This window comes from Bacillus sp. PK6-025 (assembly GCF_056530265.1).
The window spans coordinates 1,950,101-1,969,501 of record NZ_CP096509.1; the positions used below are offsets into that span (position 1 = coordinate 1,950,101).

The window sequence follows — 19,401 nt, forward strand, 5'->3', positions numbered from 1 at the left end:
TTGAAATGGAACCGGGGCAACTATTTTTAAAAGAAACGGATATCATTTGTAATGTCGGAAGAGCGGCGTCCAAATTGAATGTAACGAATACAGGTGACCGCCCAGTTCAAGTAGGTTCACATTTTCATTTTTATGAAGCGAATGAAGCGCTTCAATTCAAACGAGAAGAAGCATTTGGAAAGCGACTAAACATTCCGGCAGGAGCAGCTGTGCGTTTTGAGCCCGGGGATGAAAAAGAAGTGGAATTAGTGCCTTACGCCGGCGAACGCCGGGTATACGGATTTAATAATAAAGTGGACGGATCATTGGAAAAAGAGGGGAACCAATCATGAGTTTCAAGATGCCAAGAAAGCAATACGCTGAAATGTACGGCCCGACTACAGGGGACTCTATTCGTCTGGCAGATACAGATTTGCTCATCGAAATTGAGAAAGACTACACGACATATGGAGATGAAGTGGTATTCGGCGGCGGTAAAGTTATTCGTGATGGAATGGGACAACACCCTTTAGTTACACGTGGAGAGGGAATAGCAGATGTTGTCATTACGAATGCTGTTGTCTTAGATTACACTGGTATTTATAAAGCGGACATTGGAATTCGTGATGGCAAAATCGCTGGAATCGGGAAAGCAGGTAATCCGCTAATCATGGACAATGTGGATATTGTGATTGGCTCTGGTACAGAAGTTATTGCTGCTGAAGGTATGATTGTAACTGCGGGCGGAATTGACACTCACGTCCATTTTATTAATCCGGAGCAAATCAGAACAGCATTAGCTTCAGGTCTTACTACCCTAATTGGAGGAGGAACAGGCCCTGCTGCAGGTTCAAAGGCTACCACGGTTACACCGGGCGAGTGGCATATGCACCGAATGCTTGAAGCGGCAGAGGGCATGCCGATTAATGTTGGGTTTACAGGAAAAGGACAAGCCGCTTCAGAAGCTCCGCTGGTAGAGCAAATACGCGCCGGCGCCATTGGACTGAAAGTTCATGAGGACTGGGGCGCTACAGCTTCAGCTATCGATCATGCGCTAAGTGTGGCTGACAAATATGATGTTCAGGTTGCCCTTCACGCGGATACATTAAATGAAGGCGGATTTATGGAAAATACAATGGCAGCTATTAAAAATCGCGTCATTCATATGTACCATACAGAGGGTGCAGGGGGAGGACATGCTCCTGACTTAATTAAATCGGCCAGCTTTAACAATGTTCTGCCGTCATCTACGAACCCGACATTACCTTATACAGTCAATACGGTAGATGAGCACTTAGATATGTTAATGGTCTGTCACCACTTGAATCCATCTATTCCGGAAGATTTGGCGTTTGCTGACTCACGTATCAGACGCGAAACGATTGCAGCTGAGGATATTCTCCAGGATATGGGTGTATTCAGTATGACTAGTTCGGATGCCCAAGCGATGGGACGGATTGGAGAAGTCATTTTACGTACATGGCAAGTAGCCGATAAGATGAAAAAACAAAGAGGAACAATGGCGGGCGACAGCGAGCTTTCGGACAACAACCGCGTAAAACGTTATATTGCCAAATATACAATTAATCCTGCCATTACTCATGGTATTTCCGAATATGTCGGTTCTATCGAGAGAGGGAAAATGGCCGATCTCGTTGTCTGGAATCCAGCATTTTTCGGTGTGAAGCCTGAAATGGTGATGAAAAGCGGCTTTGTTGCAGAGAGCTTAATGGGAGATGCTAACGCCTCTATCCCGACACCGCAGCCTGTTATTTACCGCCAAATGTATGGACAGTTTGGCAAGGCGCTGTCCAGCACTTCCATTACGTTTATTTCCCAGGCAGCTTTCGATGACAACGTGCATGAGAAGCTTGGGTTGCAAAAAATCATTCTTCCGGTTCGCGGCATTCGCAAACTAACGAAAAAAGATATGAAGCTGAATTGCGAAACTCCTGAAATAACGGTCGATCCACAAACATATGAAGTAAAAGTAAATGGCCAATTAATTACATGTGACCCTGTTGATAAGGTGCCAATGGGTCAACGATATTTCCTATTCTGAGGTGAGAGTCATGATCATTGAACAAATCGTAACAAATCTTGAAAACATGGAAAAAGAGGAAATTGAAAAACGCCATATTGAAAAAGTTTACCTTGAAAGTGCTTATTTAGTAAAACGAATCCAACGGGTGAAAACAGATCATGGCAACGAAATTGGAATACGCTTAAAAGAAGCGCGTGACCTTGTCGCTGGTGATGTTTTGTATATGGACGATAAAAATATGGTCGTCATCGATGTACTGTCCGATGATTTATTAGTTATCAAACCGCGCACCTTGAATGAAATGGGAACGATCGCTCATCAATTAGGAAATCGCCACCTGCCGGCGCAGTTTGAAGAGGACGAAATGCTTGTTCAATATGATTATCTTGTAGAAGAGTTACTTCAAGACCTGCAAATTCCATATAAACGTGAAGACCGAAAAGTAAAACAGGCTTTCCGCCATATCGGTCATAGCCATGATTAATATTTTATCTTTACTCCAACTATGTGATTCAAATTTCCCTATAGGGGCTTTTAGTCATTCGTATGGTCTTGAGACCTATATTCAAGAAGATAAAGTCCATGATCAAGCAACGTTCGTACAATGGCTTCATACGTATGTAAACGAGCAGCTCATCTATTCAGATGGGTTGGCTTCCCGTCTTGTATATGAAGCTTTAGAGAACGAAGATTTACAAACAGTATGGAAATTAGATCGCATGTTGACTGTTCAAAGTTTGCCGCGTGAAACAAGAGAAGGAACCCAAAGGATGGGCGAGCGGATGTTAAATCTTATTGAATCCCTATATGATATACCCATTCTTTCAACATATCGGGAGCGTATAGATCAAAAGCAATCGTTTGGACATCCCTCCATTGTATTTACGATTGTAGGTCATCATCTTGGTGTCCCTTCATCAACGACTACACTGTACTATTTGTATTCAGCAGTCTCAAATCTTGTTCAAAATGCGGTACGGGCTGTCCCTTTAGGGCAAGTGGCAGGTCAAAAGACAATTCAAGAATTTCAGACTGTTTTAATCGAAGCAACAGAAAAAATTCAAAGTTTAAATGAAGAAGAATTCGGGATTGTTTCTCCCGGTTTAGAATTATCTCAAATGATGCACGAGCGTGTAAATATTCGTATTTTCATGTCTTAATAAAAAAAGGAAGTGTTAGGTATGAAACCAATTAGGATCGGTGTAGGAGGACCTGTAGGAGCAGGGAAAACGATGTTAGTCGAAAAATTAACCCGGCATTTGCAAGATGAAATGAGTATGGCAGTTGTGACAAACGACATTTATACAAAAGAAGATGCCAAGTTTTTAATGAACAACGGGGTGCTTCCCGCAGATCGGATTATAGGTGTGGAAACAGGCGGCTGCCCTCATACGGCAATACGCGAAGACGCATCAATGAACTTTTCAGCCATTGATGAGCTAGTGAAGAAGAATCCAGACGTTGAACTTATTTTCGTTGAAAGCGGCGGAGATAATCTGGCAGCTACATTCAGCCCTGAACTTGTTGACTTTTCAATCTATATTATTGATGTGGCCCAAGGGGAGAAAATACCGCGAAAAGGCGGTCAAGGAATGATTAAATCTGATTTGTTTATCATCAATAAAACAGATTTAGCGCCTTTCGTTGGAGCAAATCTGGACGTTATGGCATCTGATACGAAGGTTTTCCGCGGAGACAAGCCGTTCGCTTTTACAAATTTAAAAACGAATGAAGGTCTTGATCAAGTCATTGACTGGATTAAGGAAAATGCACTATTAAAAGGACTGGAGTAAGATGGGGGACTGGACAGGCGTTTTGCGTTTGAGCGCTGAAGAAAAAAATGGAAAGACCATTGCGAAAAATGTGTATTTTCAGGGGGCGTATAAAGTCATGCGTCCTATTTATCATGATGAATCAGGACAAGCCTGTTATTATATTTTAAACCCCGGCGGCGGTTATTTAGACGGTGATCGCTATCAAATGAAGATTTCACTGGAGAAACAAGCAAGATTAACATTAACAACCCAATCGGCAACTAAAATATATAAGACACCGCATACACATGCATATCAGGAAACGGAATTTAACCTTAAGGAAGGCAGTTATCTTGAGTACATTCCCGATCCGCTTATCGGCTATCAAAATGCACGGTATAAACAAAAAAATATAGTATATATTGAAAAAGGATGTACGTTCCTTTATTCAGATATTGTGACTCCTGGATGGTCTCCTAGTGGAGAAAAGTTTACCTATGAGATGCTTCAATTCATTAATGAAATCTATATGGAAAATGAGCTGGCAGTCTATGACCATATCAAACTATGCCCGGTCAAACAAAATATGAATGGTCTGGGTTTAATGGAAGGCTATTCTCATTTAGGTTCCATGATTGTAATCAATGAACAAGTAGATCATGACCTTCTTGATCGTTTATATCAGGCCGTGGATACTCAGACAAAAGAATATAAAATAGGCATATCTTTATTGCCTGTCCCTGGGTTTTCCGTACGGGTATTAGCAAATCAAACACAGATCATCGAAAGTCTGTTTTCTGAATTTCATCATCTCCTCAACCAAGTATGGTTTAACAAAACCCCGAGTTTTTTAAGAAAATATTAACGGTTAAAAAACCAGCAACTGTTCAATTGTTGGTTTTTTTCAGATTCAAGATAAAAAGGAACTGTATTTTGGTGGAAGGCACATTATTCTCGGTTTTAATGCTGGCATTAATTTTAGGAATCAAGCATGCGATTGAACCTGACCATGTGATTGCGGTATCGACAATTGCAAGTCAAAGTAAAAAGTTATGGCAAGCTTCTTTAGCGGGCATATTTTGGGGCATTGGCCATACTGTAACATTGTTTATAGTTGGAATCATTGTCATTGTAATGAAGGGGCAAATATCAGAAAAATGGTCGATGTCCTTAGAATTTTTAGTAGGAGTCATGCTTGTTTATTTAGGGATTAAAATGATTCTTTCTTTCAAGAATAGCCCTGTACATACGCATCAACACAAACATCTCCACACCCATCAAAGCAGCGGCGACCATAAGCGCCGCCATAAAAACGTAACGTACTTAAGATCAACATTCATCGGTTTAGTTCATGGTCTTGCAGGAAGTGGAGCCATGGTCTTATTAACGATAAGTACTGTCAAGAGTGTAGAGGAAGCGGCAATATATATTCTTATATTCGGGGCAGGAACAGTTATTGGTATGCTTTTCTTTACAACAATCATTGGAATTCCCTTTGTGCTGAGTAAGAAGCGAGGGGCAATCAGCGGAACACTAGGGATGACGACGGGTGTAATAAGTGCTGTTTTTGGTGTATACTATATGTATAACTTGGGTATTAATGAGGGTTTATTTAACCTTTGGATTTAAAAATAGTATAAAGTAACCGCCATTTAAAGATTGAGGTGAATGATATAAATACTTTAGGGTATGCCATTCTGAGCGTTCTCGGCAGAAGACCTTGTTCAGGATATGAGTTAGTTCAGTACCTGGAGGTAGTGTGGCCGGCAAAACATAGTCAAATATATCCTTTGCTAAATAAAATGGAACAAGAAAAATTTCTTGAATATGAGCATGTAGAGCAAATAGGGAAACCTGATAAAAAAATATACTCCATTACTGACAAGGGAAAAGAAGCGTTAGAAGATTGGATCGCTGTATCTCCTTCAGATCCAATAAATAGGGACGAATTTCTTATTAAAGTATATTCGATTTGGTTGTTGAAAGAGGAAGATTCTGTAAAACTGATTCAGGATCGAATCAAAAATTTAGAAAAAACAATTGATACCCAATTGAACAAAATGGCGGAGCTAGAAAAAAACAAGGAATCGGATAGCATGTCAAAAAACTTTGGCCGTTATATCTTGATTGATCGCAAATTCAGACTGGCCAAAGAGGAAAAAACATGGTGTCAGAAGGTTTTAAATCTAATAAAAGATAAGAAATTTAATTTTCCCTTTCTGTGTTATGTCAGTGTAGAAGGGATAAATGGAGCGTCACTGCTTATCTAGACAGAAAACGAATATCACGTACATAAAATAAGGCGCCTCAATATAACACAGTGAGAACGCCGCATGTTTACGCCCGCGTTCAAAAAACGAATGGTGCAGAAAAACGAAACGTGCCATTTTTGATAAACAAACGAGGGAACTGCCGGACTGCCCCACAAGATGAGACAAATAAAAAAACACCTTCGAGTTTGAAATCGGATCAATCTTATCCGAAATATGACTTGGAGGTGTTTTTAAATGAGAATCGGGTTACATGGTTTGGTGATGGAAACGTGACTGAAGGAGAACTGAAGATGGTTGGTGAAAAAACATTTGCTGTTCATTGGGATGACGGAAGCTATATTGAGTACCCTAATGATCACCATGACGCAATAAAGAAAATAAGAAAGAAGAGGGCAGAATGCAATCACGAGTGAAAAACAGACAACACCAATATATAAATAATCCAATAATCAACTTCGTAGATAAATTAATAGAACTCATGAAAAAAGCGCTTTATGGAATTGCTGGCGTTCTTTTGGTTTTTGTAGTAATGGCAGCTCTATACGTGATTGGGAGTGGAGGAGACGATAAAGCAGGGGATGAATTACGGCTCGGACAGTCTATTACAGGTGCTAATTCTATTGAGAATTTAGAGAAAAACTCCGGTAATTTATTCAACGTTGAAGGGGAGACAATTACTATTTCAAAGCATCAAAGAATAAAAATTATAAAAATTTTAGAAGAAGATAACTTGGCATTAATAGAAGTATTAAGCGGGTCTAATAAGGGCACTCAATGGTGGGTAAAAAAATCATCTATTAGAAGAGAGTATAAATCACGATCTTCGAAAAAGTAGGAAAATAAATATGAAGGCTTTTAATGAATATGCAAAAGGATATTTTGATGCTGAATTATATAGCGCTTAACATGAACTTGAAACACTAGTCAGTATCAGAGAGAGACTAACGGAAACTTTGGGGAAGATAGCATTCTAGTGAAGGGAATTATTTTATTTTTTGGAGGTTATAAATGTACTTTATATCAGGATTCATGTCGTGTTTGCTGGGGCTATCAATGTTATTTTCTGTACAGTTGTTATCTGTTGCTTTTCCTAATTATGTGATTGATGGGATTAGTGATGAAGAGACTTCAGCTTATTTTCAATCATCTGTGTTATTTTATCCTGTATTGTTAATGATCTTAGGTGTAATATTAATTATTGTTCATTTTCGAACAAAAAAGTGAGATTTTGAATAAAAATTACGGTTTTATTCTGAGCAAAGAGAGATGTGAAAATGGTGAATGTCTTAAAAAATGTCTTAAAAAATGACAGATTGGATGCATATCCATTATTTAAAAAGTTTTGTTTCCTCAAAGAAAAAGGGTTGCGAAAGGAATCCTTTAAAGCATTGTCCGCCTTTATTGATGAAGCAAAGACGTGGGATAATAATGTACAACAGCATTTTGCCAGTTGGCTATTTGCCTTATTTGAAGAATCAGATAATATTCATCATATACTCGTTTATCCTTTGGAGGAGGAACTTTTAAAGCCTTTACTTGAGAGATGGATGAAGAGTAATCCCGAAGATCCAAGACCATATAGGTGGTATGGGGTGTTTTTAAATACTGAAAACCGTGTTGATTACTTACACAACGCACTTAGACTTGGTGGCAGCAATGAACAATTATCCTTATTAACGCTAATCGATATTAATTTGAACGCCCTTTGGTATTCATTCCATCATATATCCGAAGATTTATATCTTGGCGATATTAAAGAAGATACAGCACTTCTTGCTAAGTCCCGGGAGTTAAACAACAAGGTAGAGTGTCAACAAACAAGAAAAAACAATAACGAAGCACTTAACTATTATCAAGATCTATTGAATGACTGGGTGATGTTTAAAGAAGGGCAATCAAAAGGATTTGTTGAATGGTGTGAAAATAAGGGTAGAAACTATTATTGGGTCAAAGCTTATTATTATGAAAAATAACTATATTAAAGCGAAAGAGCCTAGTCGGGGTTTATCACTGTTAACGTATTCCTACAGCTGGTTCAGTACATCATCATGTCCACCTGTTAAGCATTCACCAAAAAGGCAAACAGAAATAAAAAATTGGTTTGTCCGCACAGCTTACCTGAATACAATAAGAAATAAAGTATTTCTCGGGAAAGCGCAGGTTTCAACAAGACCTGCCCCGTCCTTCTCAAAAAACATCGGAATGCGCAGTCATGTGGGCGTCTGTCACGGCTTAAGCGCGCCATGAATAGGATATAAAGAGAGAATGGTGAGGTGAGTGTGTTGGAAAGGGCTGTTACTTATAAAAACAACGGACAAATCAATATCATACTGAACGGTCAAAAGCAGGTTTTGGCCAATTCAGGGGCTGAAGCCGAATATCAGGCCGCACTGCAAAAAAATGAAGCCAAACACAGCATTCTGAAGGAAATTGAAAGGGAAATGAACACGCTGGTCGGGATGGAGGAAATGAAGCGCAATATTAAGGAAATCTACGCCTGGATTTTCGTCAATAAAAAGCGTGAAGAACAAGGCCTTAAAGCCGGAAAACAGGCGCTACACATGATGTTCAAAGGAAACCCGGGAACCGGAAAAACGACCGTCGCCAGGCTGATCGGCAGGCTTTTTTACGAAATGAATGTTCTCTCAAAAGGCCATCTGATCGAGGCGGAGCGCGCCGATCTTGTCGGTGAGTACATCGGTCATACGGCGCAAAAAACGAGGGATTTAATCAAAAAAGCGATGGGCGGAATCCTGTTCATTGATGAAGCCTATTCCCTTGCCAGAGGCGGAGAGAAAGACTTCGGCAAGGAGGCAATCGATACATTAGTCAAACATATGGAAGATAAGCGGAACGAATTTATTTTAATCCTCGCCGGATATTCGCGGGAAATGGATCATTTTCTTTCATTAAATCCAGGCCTTCAGTCAAGGTTTCCGATCAGCATCGATTTTCCCGATTACTCAGTCAGCCAGCTGATGGACATTGCGAAACGGATGATGGCGGAAAGGGAATATCAGTTCAGCCCTGAGGCCGAGTGGAAGTTGAAAGATCATCTGATGGCCGTCAAAAGCACGGTCAGCCCCGCGAAGTTCAGCAACGGCCGCTTCGTCCGCAACCTGATCGAAAAATCCATCCGGTCGCAGGCGATGAGACTGCTGATGGGAGACTGCTATTTAAAGAATGACCTGATAACCATTAAAAGCCAGGATCTCGACTTGAAGGAAGACGCGCCGCACGTATAATGGCGCGTTCTTTTTTTATTTTCGAGGATTTCTGGCAACCGTTCCCTTCGTTTGTTATGATAGTACTGCTTAATTGACTAACGTTAAGAAAGGAACATGATCATTTGAACGGACAGGACGTCATGAAAGAGAAAGCCATATTAGTCGGATGCCAGCTTCCGCACGTATCTGATGAGCGTTTTTCATACTCGATGGAAGAGCTCGCCGCGCTGACGAAAACGGCCGATGGAACGGTTGTTTCCACGGTCACGCAGAAGCGGAACCGTGTCGATGCTGCTACATATATCGGAAAAGGAAAAGTAGATGAATTGGCGGTGCTCTGTGAAGAGCTGTCGCCCGATGTTTTAATTTTTAATGATGAATTGTCGCCGAGCCAGCTGAAAGCGCTTGTCACAACGCTTGACGTGAAAATTATCGATAGGACGCAGTTGATCCTCGATATTTTCGCCAAACGCGCGCGGACAAGGGAAGGAAAGCTGCAAATTGAGCTGGCGCAGCTGCAATACGCCCTCCCGCGGTTAAGCGGCCAGGGAATCAACCTGTCAAGGCAAGGCGGCGGAATCGGAACAAGAGGTCCCGGAGAGACAAAGCTGGAAACCGACCGGCGCCATATCAGAAACCGGATTCATGAAATCAATGTTCAGCTGTCTACCGTCATTCGCCACAGAAGCAGATACAGAGAAAGAAGAAAGAAAAACGGCGTACTGCAAATCGCGCTCGTCGGCTACACCAATGCAGGGAAATCGACATGGTTTAACAGGCTTACAGACGCCGACAGCTATGAAGAAAACCTGCTGTTTGCCACACTTGACCCGATGACCCGCAAAATGACGCTTCCGAGCGGATACAGCGTGCTGCTCTCAGATACGGTCGGGTTTATTCAGGATCTGCCGACGACTTTGATCGCGGCTTTCAGATCGACGCTCGAAGAAGTAAAAGAAGCCGATCTGATTCTTCATATGATCGATTCTTCACACGAAGACTACGAGGGCCACGAAGCGACGGTCAAGCGCCTTCTTGAAGAACTTGAAGCCGACGATATTCCCGTTTTAACCGTCTATAACAAAAGAGACCGGAAGCGGCCGGATTTCATCCCTTCTTCAGGGAGAGGGCATATCATGACGAGCGCCAAAATAGACGGAGACTTGCGGCTGTTTAAGCAGGCGGTTGAAGACTATCTGAAAAAGGAACTGCTCGTTCCGTATGACGTAAGGATTCCCGCTTCAGAAGGAAGGCTATTGTCGAGAATCAAGTCTGAGACAATGGCGAACAGCACTGTTTTTGACGAAGATCGCGAAGTATATGAAGTAGAAGGATATATTCTCCCTGACCAAAACATTTTGGGAGAGCTGAAGAAGTATATGTAGGAAAGGACACTGTAGAACATGTTTGAGACATTAAAACACGGAGATCTACTAAAAAAAACGGCGGTGGAGGGTGAAACCGATATCGCTCAGATCCATAAAACAATTGATGAAATCAGTGAACGAAATGAGTGGAGGGTGCTTGAAAGCTACAGAAAGCACAAAGTATCGGACACGCATTTCACACCATCGACTGGCTACGGCTATGATGACATCGGCCGCGATACGCTGGAAAAAGTCTATGCCGACGTCTTCGGCGGTGAAGCGGCCCTTGTCAGACCGCAGATCATTTCGGGAACCCATGCGATATCAATTGCTTTATTCGGCGTTCTCCGCCCGGGAGATGAACTTCTTTACATCACAGGCAAACCGTACGATACCCTCGAAGAGATCGTCGGCGTCAGAGGTGAGGAAAACTCGGGGTCTTTGAAGGATTTCCAAATCGGATACAGCCATGTCGAGCTGACTAAAGAGGGAGCCGTTGATTTTGACCGCGTGGCAGAGTCCGTCACACCGCAGACAAAGGTCGTCGGAATCCAGCGCTCAAAAGGCTACGCCGATCGTCCGTCTTTTACAATTGATGAGATTGAGAAGATGATTCGCTTTGTTAAAGAAATAAACGAAAACATCATCGTTTTCGTCGACAACTGCTACGGCGAATTTGTAGAAGAACGTGAGCCGTGCCATGTTGGAGCGGATCTGATGGCAGGCTCGCTGATTAAAAACCCGGGAGGCGGCCTCGCCAAAACAGGCGGCTATATCGCCGGCAAGGAAAAATGGGTGAAAGCCTGCTCCTACAGAATGACGTCACCGGGAATCGGTAGTGAAGCCGGTGCGTCGTTGTACACCCTTCAGGAGATGTACCAGGGCTTTTTTCTTGCGCCACATGTCGTCTCCCAGGCATTAAAAGGAGCCGTTTTCACAGCCCGCTTTCTTGAAAAGCTCGGCTTTAGGACGAATCCTTCGTGGAACAGCAAGCGGACCGATTTGATCCAGTCTGTCGAATTTTCCACTCCGGAGCAGATGATTGCGTTTTGTCAGGCGATTCAGTACGCTTCTCCTGTCAATGCCCATGTGACACCATATCCGAGCTATATGCCGGGCTATGAAGACGATGTTATTATGGCGGCCGGCACTTTTGTACAGGGAGCAAGCATTGAACTATCAGCGGATGGCCCTATAAGACCGCCTTATGTGGCATATGTCCAAGGCGGATTAACCTATTCCCATGTGAAGAATGCGATATGCAGTGCTGTGGATGCACTCATGAAGCAGGGATTAATGTAAAGAAAATAAAGAATATTTTCATGTAAAGAATCCTTACATCATGTTGACACATTATATAACATCACATATAATAAATTTATATAAGAAAAGGAGGAAATTGAGATGAGTGATAAAATTCGCCGCTCAATGCCCTTATTTCCGATAGGTATCGTCATGCAGCTGACCGAACTGTCCGCAAGACAAATTCGGTATTATGAGGAAAATGGACTGGTATTTCCTGCAAGAAGCGAAGGGAACAGACGTTTATTTTCATTCCATGATGTAGATAAGCTGCTCGAAATTAAAGATTTGATCGAACAAGGTGTAAACATGGCGGGGATCAAACAAATTTTCGCCAAAACAGAAAACGAACAAAAAGAAGACAAACAAGACAAGCCGAAAAAAGCAGAGAAACACAACTTGTCGGATGAAGAACTGAGAAAACTGCTGAAAAACGAGCTTATCCAAGCGGGCCGTTTCCAAAGAGGGACGACATTCCGCCAGGGAGACATGTCCAGGTTTTTTCATTAATTTGTTAGCAACTGCATTGCTATATACATTTACCTTTTAGAGGAGGAGTTTTACGAATGGCAAAGTATACAAGAGACGATATTGTTAAACTAGTAAATGAGGAGAATGTAAAATATATTCGCCTTCAGTTTACAGACATTCTTGGAACGATTAAAAACGTTGAAATTCCTGTGAGCCAGCTGGAAAAAGCACTTGATAATAAGGTCATGTTCGACGGCTCTTCAATCGAAGGATTCGTCCGCATTGAAGAATCCGATATGTACTTGTACCCTGACTTAGATACATTTGTGATTTTCCCGTGGACCGCCGAAAAAGGTAAAGTAGCCCGCTTCATCTGCGATATTTATAATCCGGACGGCACGCCGTTTCAAGGCGATCCGCGGAACAACTTGAAGCGCATTTTGAAAGAAATGGAAGACATGGGCTTCTCAGATTTCAATCTTGGACCGGAGCCGGAATTCTTCCTGTTCAAACTTGACGAAAAAGGCGAGCCTACCCTTGAACTGAACGACAAAGGCGGATACTTCGACCTTGCGCCGACTGACCTTGGCGAAAACTGCCGCCGCGACATCGTACTTGAGCTCGAAGAAATGGGTTTTGAAATCGAAGCGTCTCACCACGAAGTTGCGCCTGGACAGCACGAAATCGACTTCAAATACGCTGGAGCCATCCGCGCTTGCGATGATATCCAAACGTTCAAGCTCGTCGTTAAAACAATCGCGCGCAAACACGGCCTGCACGCAACATTCATGCCAAAACCGTTGTTCGGCGTAAACGGATCAGGCATGCACTGCAATCTATCACTCTTCCGAAACGGCGCCAACGCTTTCTTTGACAAAGACGCTGACCTTCAGCTGAGTGAAACGGCAAAGCAATTCATCGCCGGCATCGTCAAGCACGCAACAAGCTTTACAGCTGTGACAAACCCGACTGTCAACTCTTACAAGCGCCTAGTTCCAGGCTATGAAGCACCTTGCTATGTGGCATGGAGCGCGCAAAACAGAAGCCCATTGATCCGTATCCCGGCTTCCCGCGGCATCAGCACGCGCGTAGAAGTCAGAAGCGTAGACCCTTCTGCGAACCCGTACCTTGCTTTGAGCGTACTTCTTGCAGCAGGACTTGACGGCATCAAAAACAAGCTCGAAGCACCGGCTCCGATCGACCGCAACATCTATGTCATGACAAAAGAAGAGCGCCTCGAAAACGGAATCGTCGACCTTCCTGCGACACTCGCAGACGCTCTCGAAGAATTCAAATCAAACGAAGTCATGGTCAAAGCCCTCGGCGACCATCTATTCGAACACTTCGTCGAAGCAAAAGAAATCGAATGGGATATGTTCCGCACACAAGTCCATCCTTGGGAGCGCGAGCAGTATATGTCTCAGTATTAATCTAGGAATCCCTTGGCACCAGTGGTGTCAGGGGGTTTTTGTTTTTGTGGGTATTTTTAATATTTTAAGAGGGAACATTAATCACCCACAAATCACCCACAAAAAATCAATAAAAAAATTACTCCATTATCGTGGAGATATACTCTTCATATCTATTCATTGAATCCATATCAATCTTTTTGCTGACATGAGAATAAATATCGGATGTTACTTGAATACTTTTGTGGCCGAGGCGCTCCTGAACATATTTCATAGATGCCCCGGATTCTAAAAGTAAAACAGCATGAGTGTCCCGAAGGGCATGAATGGGTAATTTGGGTAGACCTGCTTTTTTTAGTATACGTTCAAACGCATTGAATAAAGATGATTTAGGCAGGGGAGATCCATCTTTCCGCGCAAACACTAAGTTTAATTCATGAAGGTAAACTTCATTAAGAACGAGCTTATCGTCATTTTGACGTTTTTTTAAATCGTGTAGATCATTAACCAATTGTTGATCAATAGTTATAATTCGCTTTGATGTAAAAGTTTTCGGGTCACTAAATAATTCATTCTGATTTTTCGCCCTAAAATCAAGAGTTTTAGATATATTAATAGTTTTATTCTTAAAATCAATATCTGTCCACCGTAAAGCCGCAGCTTCACCTTTTCGCATTCCAGTGTTTAGTAACGTCTTGAAGAAAATATAATATATATATCCGTATTGATAAGCTGTACGTAAAAAAAGCGGTAGATCATCACTGTTAATGAATTCAATATTATACTCTCTTTTTTTGTTAGTTTTAATCTCTATACCAACACATGGATTTTTTTCGATTTTGCCAAGCAATTCTGCTTTTTCCATTGCATTACTCATGGTACTATGGATAATTTCCACTGTGCGTTTACTATAATTTTGATCACAAAGGTAGTTAATAAATTTTTGATATAGGATAGGTTTTACTTCTTTAATATCGATGTTTTTGAAATAGGGAATAATGTGATTATTAACATTTCTTTTATGTAATTCAAATGTATTCTTGCGTACTACCCCGGATTTATATTCTTTCAACCACTCATGAAGATAATTTTTAAGGGAGTAGGGGTGATCATCTAACTCTAATCCATTAAAAATTTTCTTTTCTTCTTCAGCAGCGGCCAATTGAGCTTCTTTCTTTGTATTAAAACCACGTTTTGATTTTTCCTTAAACTTCTTGTCGATTGGATCTTTATACCGGATGCGATATTCCCATGAGCCATTTCCGTGCTTTCTAAAACTGGCCATCTTTTTTCACCTCTCGAGAAACTTACGTTCTGTTTTTAGGTTAAAAAATTTTTTCGATATTTGATAAAACTAGCTGTTCTGGGATTCCATAAAGTTCAATTGCTTCTTTCACGGTTACACACTTATTAAAAGATGAGAACAACAAATTGATTGCAAAAAAATTTGCTTCTAATTCGATTTGATCTGTTGAGAATAATGTCTTTCTTTTTAAAAAAGGAGTGTTTGCGTCCGGATGAAAGATCGCATGACCTAACTCATGAGCGCAAATAAACTCCTTGTTATGTTCATTCGCATTCTGATTAATGTGAATGACCTTAACTCTGAAATGCCTACTGTAATACCCCAGGGCTTTTCCTAAATCTTCATATACCACTTCAATTCCTAGTTCTTTTGCAATTTTAAATGGATTGTTTGTTTCAAATTTTTTTGTTATTGATTTTATCTTTTTAGTAATTGACTCCACAAAAGCACCTACTTACGATATTTTTTCGGAGTGAATTTTTGTTTTGAAATTCTTTTTGCGAGACGTAAAGAATTTTCCAGACTGGCAATTAATAACTCTTTGTCTTCTTCATCCATATCGTCAAGAGTTTGGCCGTCAAATGCGGCATAACCGTTCTTGCCTTCTAACCCTTCTATAATTTTTTGTAGCTCTTTCTGTATATCTCTTTCATCTTTTTCTGTAAGTTCCGGCTCAAAGTTTTCCTTTTCTGTTCTGCCGAGAAGGTAATCAACTGAGACGTTAAAATAATCAGCTACTTTTTGAACTTTGTCTATACCTGGAGTTTTTTCATCCCATCTTCTAATTGTTCCATTTGATAATTTGGTCTTCCTTTCAAGTTCAGCCAAAGATATTTTATGCTCTTTTGCCAACTTTTTTATCCTTTCAACTATTGTCATATCAACCATCCTTAAATGAGCCTATGACAAAAATTAAACTTTATGCTATTTTTGTGTTGACAATTAGCATATAGTTTATTAAACTGTGTTCATAAGCTACTTATTTAGCTTTCAGGACACTACAAACTAAAGCCTAAGACCACGTTCCCCAACGTAAAAGGCTGTAATTGTAGGGTTTATTCGCTATGCTTAGATATTAGCATATATCCTATTTTTCAGTCAACAAAAAGCTAAATAATTAGCAAAAAATATATAGGAGGTGTTTTCTGTGGAATTGGATTTCGGAAAAAGGGTTAAGACCTGGTTAATAATTAACGGCATGCAGCAGAAAGAATTAGCCGAAATGCTAAACATTTCTGGCCCTTACCTCTCCGACATTTTACACGGTAAAAGAGAAGGCAAAAAGGTCAGAGAGAAAATTGTCAAGATCCTGGACATGAAGGAGGTTTCATAATAGGTATGCTAACGGTTCAGGTAGATCAAGAACAAATAGAACGCCAATTTCTTGGCGAAATGCGCAAACACCTGAATGAAATTAAAAATCAATTCACATTCTGGGACATGAAAGAACTGTGTCGACAGACCAACATGAGCCCTAATTTCATAAAGGATACGTTCTTTTACGATCCTCGCTTTCCTAAGTATCGAGTCGGAAAGAAATGGCTTTTTCCAGCAAAAGAATGCGAAAAATTTCTATTGACCTGGTTGGCCGAACAGCCAAGAAATTAAGCCCTACTTAATGAGGGGAGGTGAGGAATTGAAGATCAAAACCAAAGAATGGCTTGCTTTAAGCGAGGCGGAACGTTTTATGAAGATTTATCAAGCATTTGCAAAATCGAAAGGAGCCCAAGTATGAACCTTAACAATTTTCTAAAAGCTGACCGCGAAAAAGCGGAAAGACTATTTATTTCAACGCGAGACCTTATTTCGGAATTGCCCGTCGCTATCGAAGACCATGATTTTGAAGGATGTGTAGAAATTGCGGCGACAATCATTTCAAATTGCAAGGACCTTAAACGAATGGAGCATCCGGAACAAGTTGTTCGGTTTCGCGAAATCGCGTCCAAATTCGCAAGTAGGGGGTTAAATGTTTCAGCCGTAGGGAGACCGTTTCAATGAATATCGAGCACCCAATGATCACTGAGATTAACCGTTACGGCTATCCTCTGGAATATTTGAAGGACGAGAATGATGCAGAAAGAGAGGATGAAAATGGATCCAAAGCAGATTGACACAGTATTGCAACTTGTTGAAAGTGCATTGAAAAATGGTGGGCAGATTGGCATTGACTATCACTGTAAGAATGAAGAGACAGCTCTTCAAAAAGTGCAGGATGCAGCTGAAAAATTGAACACAAAAATTAATCAGCGTTCCTACGATAATAGCTTTTGGTACACAACTGAAATTAATAGGGAAATTCAAGTTGTTGCTTTTTATCCGACTGCTTATGAACAAAAAAGCCGCCTCGGCAAAGGCGACTAAAAACAATACTTAACAACCTCATTTTAAATGGAGTCTATAACAAAATCAATTAGGAGGCAATATATATGAATCCTTTACAGGCGTTTGAACTAAACGAGATTTCAAATAATAGCCTGCAGCAGGAGAGCCGTCCACAGTTTGAGATCACGGACATGAATAGTCTAAATTGGGCGTTTCGGAAAATTGCTGCTTTAAAGACACAGGAAAAAGAAATCAAGGCCCTGGCAGCAACGGAAAGGCAGCGCATCGATGAATGGGAAACCCAGGAGCTTAAACCTGTCGCGGACAATCTGGCTTTCTTTGAAAACCTGGTCAGCGTTTATCACTCAAAGCAGCTCGAGCAGGATCCGAAAGCAAAAACACTTTCCACACCTTACGGTAAGTCAAAAAGCCGGGCAGTTAAAGAGCAGCCGAAACCAGCCGATAAGGACCAGCTTCTCAAGCATGTCAAAGAGGCCGAGCTCACTGAATTTATCAAAGAAGATGTCAAATGGGGCGACTTTAAAAAATCTCTGTCTATCAAAGAGGTAGACGGCAAAAAGGTTGTCGTTGATGAAAATGGACAAGCTGTTCCGGGTGTAGAAATAGAACCAGCCTCCACCAGCTTCAAAGTGGAGGTGTGATAGATGTTTCAAGTCACAAACGCACAACGTGAAAAAGAAAAGGCAATTGTCGGCTTTATCGGGCCGAGTGGATCCGGAAAGACTGCCGGCGCCCTGCTTGTCGCTTACGGAATGATGCGGGAAGCATACCCGGAGGCAAGCAATGAGGAAGTCTGGTCAAAGATTGGTGTTGTGGATACTGAGCACCGCCGCGCCAAACTGTATGCAAACTTGCAATTTGATGACGTGCGGATCGGGAGTTTTAAACATATTGATTTTACGCCGCCTTACACCACAGAACGTTATCAATTGGCTGTGGAGGCTATCAAGAACGCCGGGGCCGAGGTGGTCGTGATTGATTCGCTTTCCCACAACTGGCAAGGGGAAGGCGGGATAGTAGAAAAACACGGGAGCATGTCCGGCAACTCATTTCAAAATTGGGGTAAGCTTGCGCCTGAAACAACCAAATTGATTAAGACCTTAACGCAAAACGATGTCCACATCTTGGCGACATTGAGAACAAAAACGGAGTATGTTGTTGAACCGGATGAAAACGGAAAGATGGCACCGCGAAAAGTCGGGACCAAACCGGTACAGAAAGACGAAATGGAATACGAGTTCATGCTCAATTTCAATATCAGTATCGATCACATGGCGGAAACATCCAAAGACAATACACGCATGTTTGAAGGCTCTTCTTTTAAACTCAATCCAGAAGTCGGCCGCAAGCTTTACCAATGGCTTGAGCTCGGCATTGACGTGAAGGCAGAGGAAGAAGCTGAACGGATCCGTTTGATTGAGGAAATTAAAGCGATTGTTTCCGGCAACGAAGCAGCCGCGCAGATGGTTGAAGAATTTCAGATCAAAGCCAATAAAAAACTTGATCAATGGAATAAAAAGCTTGCGACGGCCGCCCTTGAGAGATTAAAGGCTGCAGGAGGTGATCAAAATGAAGCTTGAGGAAATTCGCCAACGTGTTGCTGCGGCAACAGAGGGACCGTGGTCACCAAATAGTGATATCAACTATGACCGAGGGAAAGCCAGATTAATTTGGGGGCCGAAAGGGCCAGGCTACGGTTCAATTGCCGAGGTGCAGGTAGATTATCCCAATATCCCAAGAGAAAACGATTGTATTTTTATTGCTAACGCTCGTCAAGACATCCCCTGGTTAATTTCGGAGATTGATAGATTAAACAGCGGAATCGATAGCGTGCTTTATGACCTAAGAAATGAAGACGTTACAGATCCTAATGTAATTGCGTCTATAGCTGAAAATCTTGTAGCAGTTTTAAACGGAAAATAATGA

26 protein-coding genes are annotated in these 19,401 nt (G+C 41.5%); 23 read left to right on the forward strand and 3 right to left on the reverse strand.

Translation table 11 applies throughout. The features are described 5' to 3' along the window. Positions 1 to 5: 5 nt before the first annotated feature. From ureB to glnA, 16 genes are all read left to right on the forward strand, one after another. Entirely contained in the window at positions 6 to 332 is a 327-nt protein-coding gene (ureB, locus tag M1D67_RS10095; protein WP_020451535.1) for an urease subunit beta, read from the forward strand. Beyond that, a complete protein-coding gene (ureC, locus tag M1D67_RS10100; protein WP_026579682.1) occupies positions 329 to 2,041 on the forward strand; it encodes an urease subunit alpha in 1,713 nt (570 codons plus the stop codon). Before ureB ends, ureC begins: the two co-directional genes overlap by 4 nt. Positions 2,042 to 2,051: 10 nt before the next feature. Next, positions 2,052 to 2,507, forward strand: a complete 456-nt coding sequence (gene ureE, locus M1D67_RS10105) for an urease accessory protein UreE (protein ID WP_026579681.1) — start codon at positions 2,052 to 2,054, stop codon at positions 2,505 to 2,507. Beyond that, complete coding sequence (locus M1D67_RS10110) at positions 2,500 to 3,183, forward strand: urease accessory protein UreF (RefSeq protein ID WP_026579680.1); 684 nt, start codon at positions 2,500 to 2,502, stop codon at positions 3,181 to 3,183. Before ureE ends, M1D67_RS10110 begins: the two co-directional genes overlap by 8 nt. A gap of 21 nt (positions 3,184 to 3,204) precedes the next feature. Further along, complete coding sequence (ureG, locus tag M1D67_RS10115) at positions 3,205 to 3,816, forward strand: urease accessory protein UreG (RefSeq protein WP_026579679.1); 612 nt, start codon at positions 3,205 to 3,207, stop codon at positions 3,814 to 3,816. A gap of 1 nt (position 3,817) precedes the next feature. Further along, positions 3,818 to 4,642 (forward strand): urease accessory protein UreD, encoded by an 825-nt coding sequence (locus M1D67_RS10120; protein ID WP_026579678.1) that lies wholly within the window; start codon positions 3,818 to 3,820, stop codon positions 4,640 to 4,642. A 71-nt stretch (positions 4,643 to 4,713) separates the two neighbouring features. Continuing rightward, positions 4,714 to 5,406 carry a HoxN/HupN/NixA family nickel/cobalt transporter gene (locus tag M1D67_RS10125; RefSeq protein WP_103750471.1) on the forward strand — a complete coding sequence of 231 codons (693 nt, stop codon included), beginning with the start codon at positions 4,714 to 4,716 and terminating at the stop codon, positions 5,404 to 5,406. A gap of 35 nt (positions 5,407 to 5,441) precedes the next feature. Further along, positions 5,442 to 6,047, forward strand: coding sequence for a PadR family transcriptional regulator (locus M1D67_RS10130; protein ID WP_081691824.1), 606 nt, complete (start codon positions 5,442 to 5,444; stop codon positions 6,045 to 6,047). Positions 6,048 to 6,097: 50 nt separating this feature from the next. Continuing rightward, a complete protein-coding gene (locus M1D67_RS10135) occupies positions 6,098 to 6,463 on the forward strand; it encodes a hypothetical protein (protein ID WP_095290584.1) in 366 nt (121 codons plus the stop codon). Beyond that, positions 6,448 to 6,885, forward strand: coding sequence for a hypothetical protein (locus M1D67_RS10140; RefSeq protein WP_026579677.1), 438 nt, complete (start codon positions 6,448 to 6,450; stop codon positions 6,883 to 6,885). The genes M1D67_RS10135 and M1D67_RS10140 overlap by 16 nt, the downstream gene beginning before the upstream one ends. A gap of 439 nt (positions 6,886 to 7,324) precedes the next feature. Then, positions 7,325 to 8,023 carry a hypothetical protein gene (locus M1D67_RS10145; protein WP_026579675.1) on the forward strand — a complete coding sequence of 233 codons (699 nt, stop codon included), beginning with the start codon at positions 7,325 to 7,327 and terminating at the stop codon, positions 8,021 to 8,023. A gap of 306 nt (positions 8,024 to 8,329) precedes the next feature. Further along, on the forward strand, positions 8,330 to 9,295 hold the full coding sequence (spoVK, locus tag M1D67_RS10150; protein WP_479831844.1) for a stage V sporulation protein K: 966 nt from the start codon (positions 8,330 to 8,332) through the stop codon (positions 9,293 to 9,295). Positions 9,296 to 9,417: 122 nt separating this feature from the next. Then, positions 9,418 to 10,662: a GTPase HflX gene (gene hflX / locus M1D67_RS10155; RefSeq protein ID WP_407640593.1), complete on the forward strand. Its 1,245-nt coding sequence runs from the start codon at positions 9,418 to 9,420 to the stop codon at positions 10,660 to 10,662. A gap of 18 nt (positions 10,663 to 10,680) precedes the next feature. Then, positions 10,681 to 11,946, forward strand: coding sequence for a methionine gamma-lyase family protein (locus tag M1D67_RS10160; protein ID WP_105980971.1), 1,266 nt, complete (start codon positions 10,681 to 10,683; stop codon positions 11,944 to 11,946). Positions 11,947 to 12,048: 102 nt separating this feature from the next. Further along, positions 12,049 to 12,456, forward strand: coding sequence for a MerR family transcriptional regulator (locus M1D67_RS10165; protein WP_003182143.1), 408 nt, complete (start codon positions 12,049 to 12,051; stop codon positions 12,454 to 12,456). 56 nt (positions 12,457 to 12,512) lie between these two features. After that, positions 12,513 to 13,847 carry a type I glutamate--ammonia ligase gene (gene glnA, locus M1D67_RS10170; protein ID WP_025811550.1) on the forward strand — a complete coding sequence of 445 codons (1,335 nt, stop codon included), beginning with the start codon at positions 12,513 to 12,515 and terminating at the stop codon, positions 13,845 to 13,847. A gap of 118 nt (positions 13,848 to 13,965) precedes the next feature. On the opposite strand, the gene M1D67_RS10175 is transcribed toward glnA, so the two are convergent. The 3 genes from M1D67_RS10175 to M1D67_RS10185 are packed head-to-tail and all read right to left on the reverse strand — an operon-like array spanning position 13,966 to position 16,011. Beyond that, positions 13,966 to 15,111, reverse strand: coding sequence for a tyrosine-type recombinase/integrase (locus tag M1D67_RS10175; RefSeq protein WP_479831796.1), 1,146 nt, complete (start codon positions 15,109 to 15,111; stop codon positions 13,966 to 13,968). A 40-nt stretch (positions 15,112 to 15,151) separates the two neighbouring features. Next, complete coding sequence (locus M1D67_RS10180; protein WP_026587141.1) at positions 15,152 to 15,574, reverse strand: ImmA/IrrE family metallo-endopeptidase; 423 nt, start codon at positions 15,572 to 15,574, stop codon at positions 15,152 to 15,154. Between the two features lie 8 nt (positions 15,575 to 15,582). Beyond that, positions 15,583 to 16,011, reverse strand: a complete 429-nt coding sequence (locus M1D67_RS10185) for a helix-turn-helix domain-containing protein (RefSeq protein ID WP_026587142.1) — start codon at positions 16,009 to 16,011, stop codon at positions 15,583 to 15,585. A gap of 268 nt (positions 16,012 to 16,279) precedes the next feature. Here M1D67_RS10185 and M1D67_RS10190 point away from each other — a divergent pair, with 268 nt between their 5' ends. The 7 genes from M1D67_RS10190 (at position 16,280) to M1D67_RS10220 (ending at position 19,398) form a co-directional block, all read left to right on the forward strand. Then, the gene (locus tag M1D67_RS10190; RefSeq protein WP_026587143.1) at positions 16,280 to 16,465 is read left to right on the forward strand and encodes a helix-turn-helix domain-containing protein; all 186 of its coding nucleotides are present in this window, start codon (positions 16,280 to 16,282) and stop codon (positions 16,463 to 16,465) included. A 5-nt stretch (positions 16,466 to 16,470) separates the two neighbouring features. Continuing rightward, positions 16,471 to 16,740: a group-specific protein gene (locus M1D67_RS10195; RefSeq protein ID WP_061578517.1), complete on the forward strand. Its 270-nt coding sequence runs from the start codon at positions 16,471 to 16,473 to the stop codon at positions 16,738 to 16,740. Between the two features lie 123 nt (positions 16,741 to 16,863). Further along, positions 16,864 to 17,130 carry a YqaH family protein gene (locus tag M1D67_RS10200; RefSeq protein ID WP_061578518.1) on the forward strand — a complete coding sequence of 89 codons (267 nt, stop codon included), beginning with the start codon at positions 16,864 to 16,866 and terminating at the stop codon, positions 17,128 to 17,130. 93 nt (positions 17,131 to 17,223) lie between these two features. After that, entirely contained in the window at positions 17,224 to 17,493 is a 270-nt protein-coding gene (locus M1D67_RS10205) for a hypothetical protein (RefSeq protein WP_479831797.1), read from the forward strand. Positions 17,494 to 17,558: 65 nt separating this feature from the next. After that, positions 17,559 to 18,116, forward strand: a complete 558-nt coding sequence (locus M1D67_RS10210) for a host-nuclease inhibitor Gam family protein (RefSeq protein WP_479831798.1) — start codon at positions 17,559 to 17,561, stop codon at positions 18,114 to 18,116. Between the two features lie 3 nt (positions 18,117 to 18,119). Next, positions 18,120 to 19,055, forward strand: coding sequence for an AAA family ATPase (locus M1D67_RS10215; RefSeq protein ID WP_479831799.1), 936 nt, complete (start codon positions 18,120 to 18,122; stop codon positions 19,053 to 19,055). After that, a complete protein-coding gene (locus M1D67_RS10220; RefSeq protein ID WP_479831800.1) occupies positions 19,045 to 19,398 on the forward strand; it encodes a hypothetical protein in 354 nt (117 codons plus the stop codon). The genes M1D67_RS10215 and M1D67_RS10220 overlap by 11 nt, the downstream gene beginning before the upstream one ends. Positions 19,399 to 19,401: the final 3 nt, after the last annotated feature.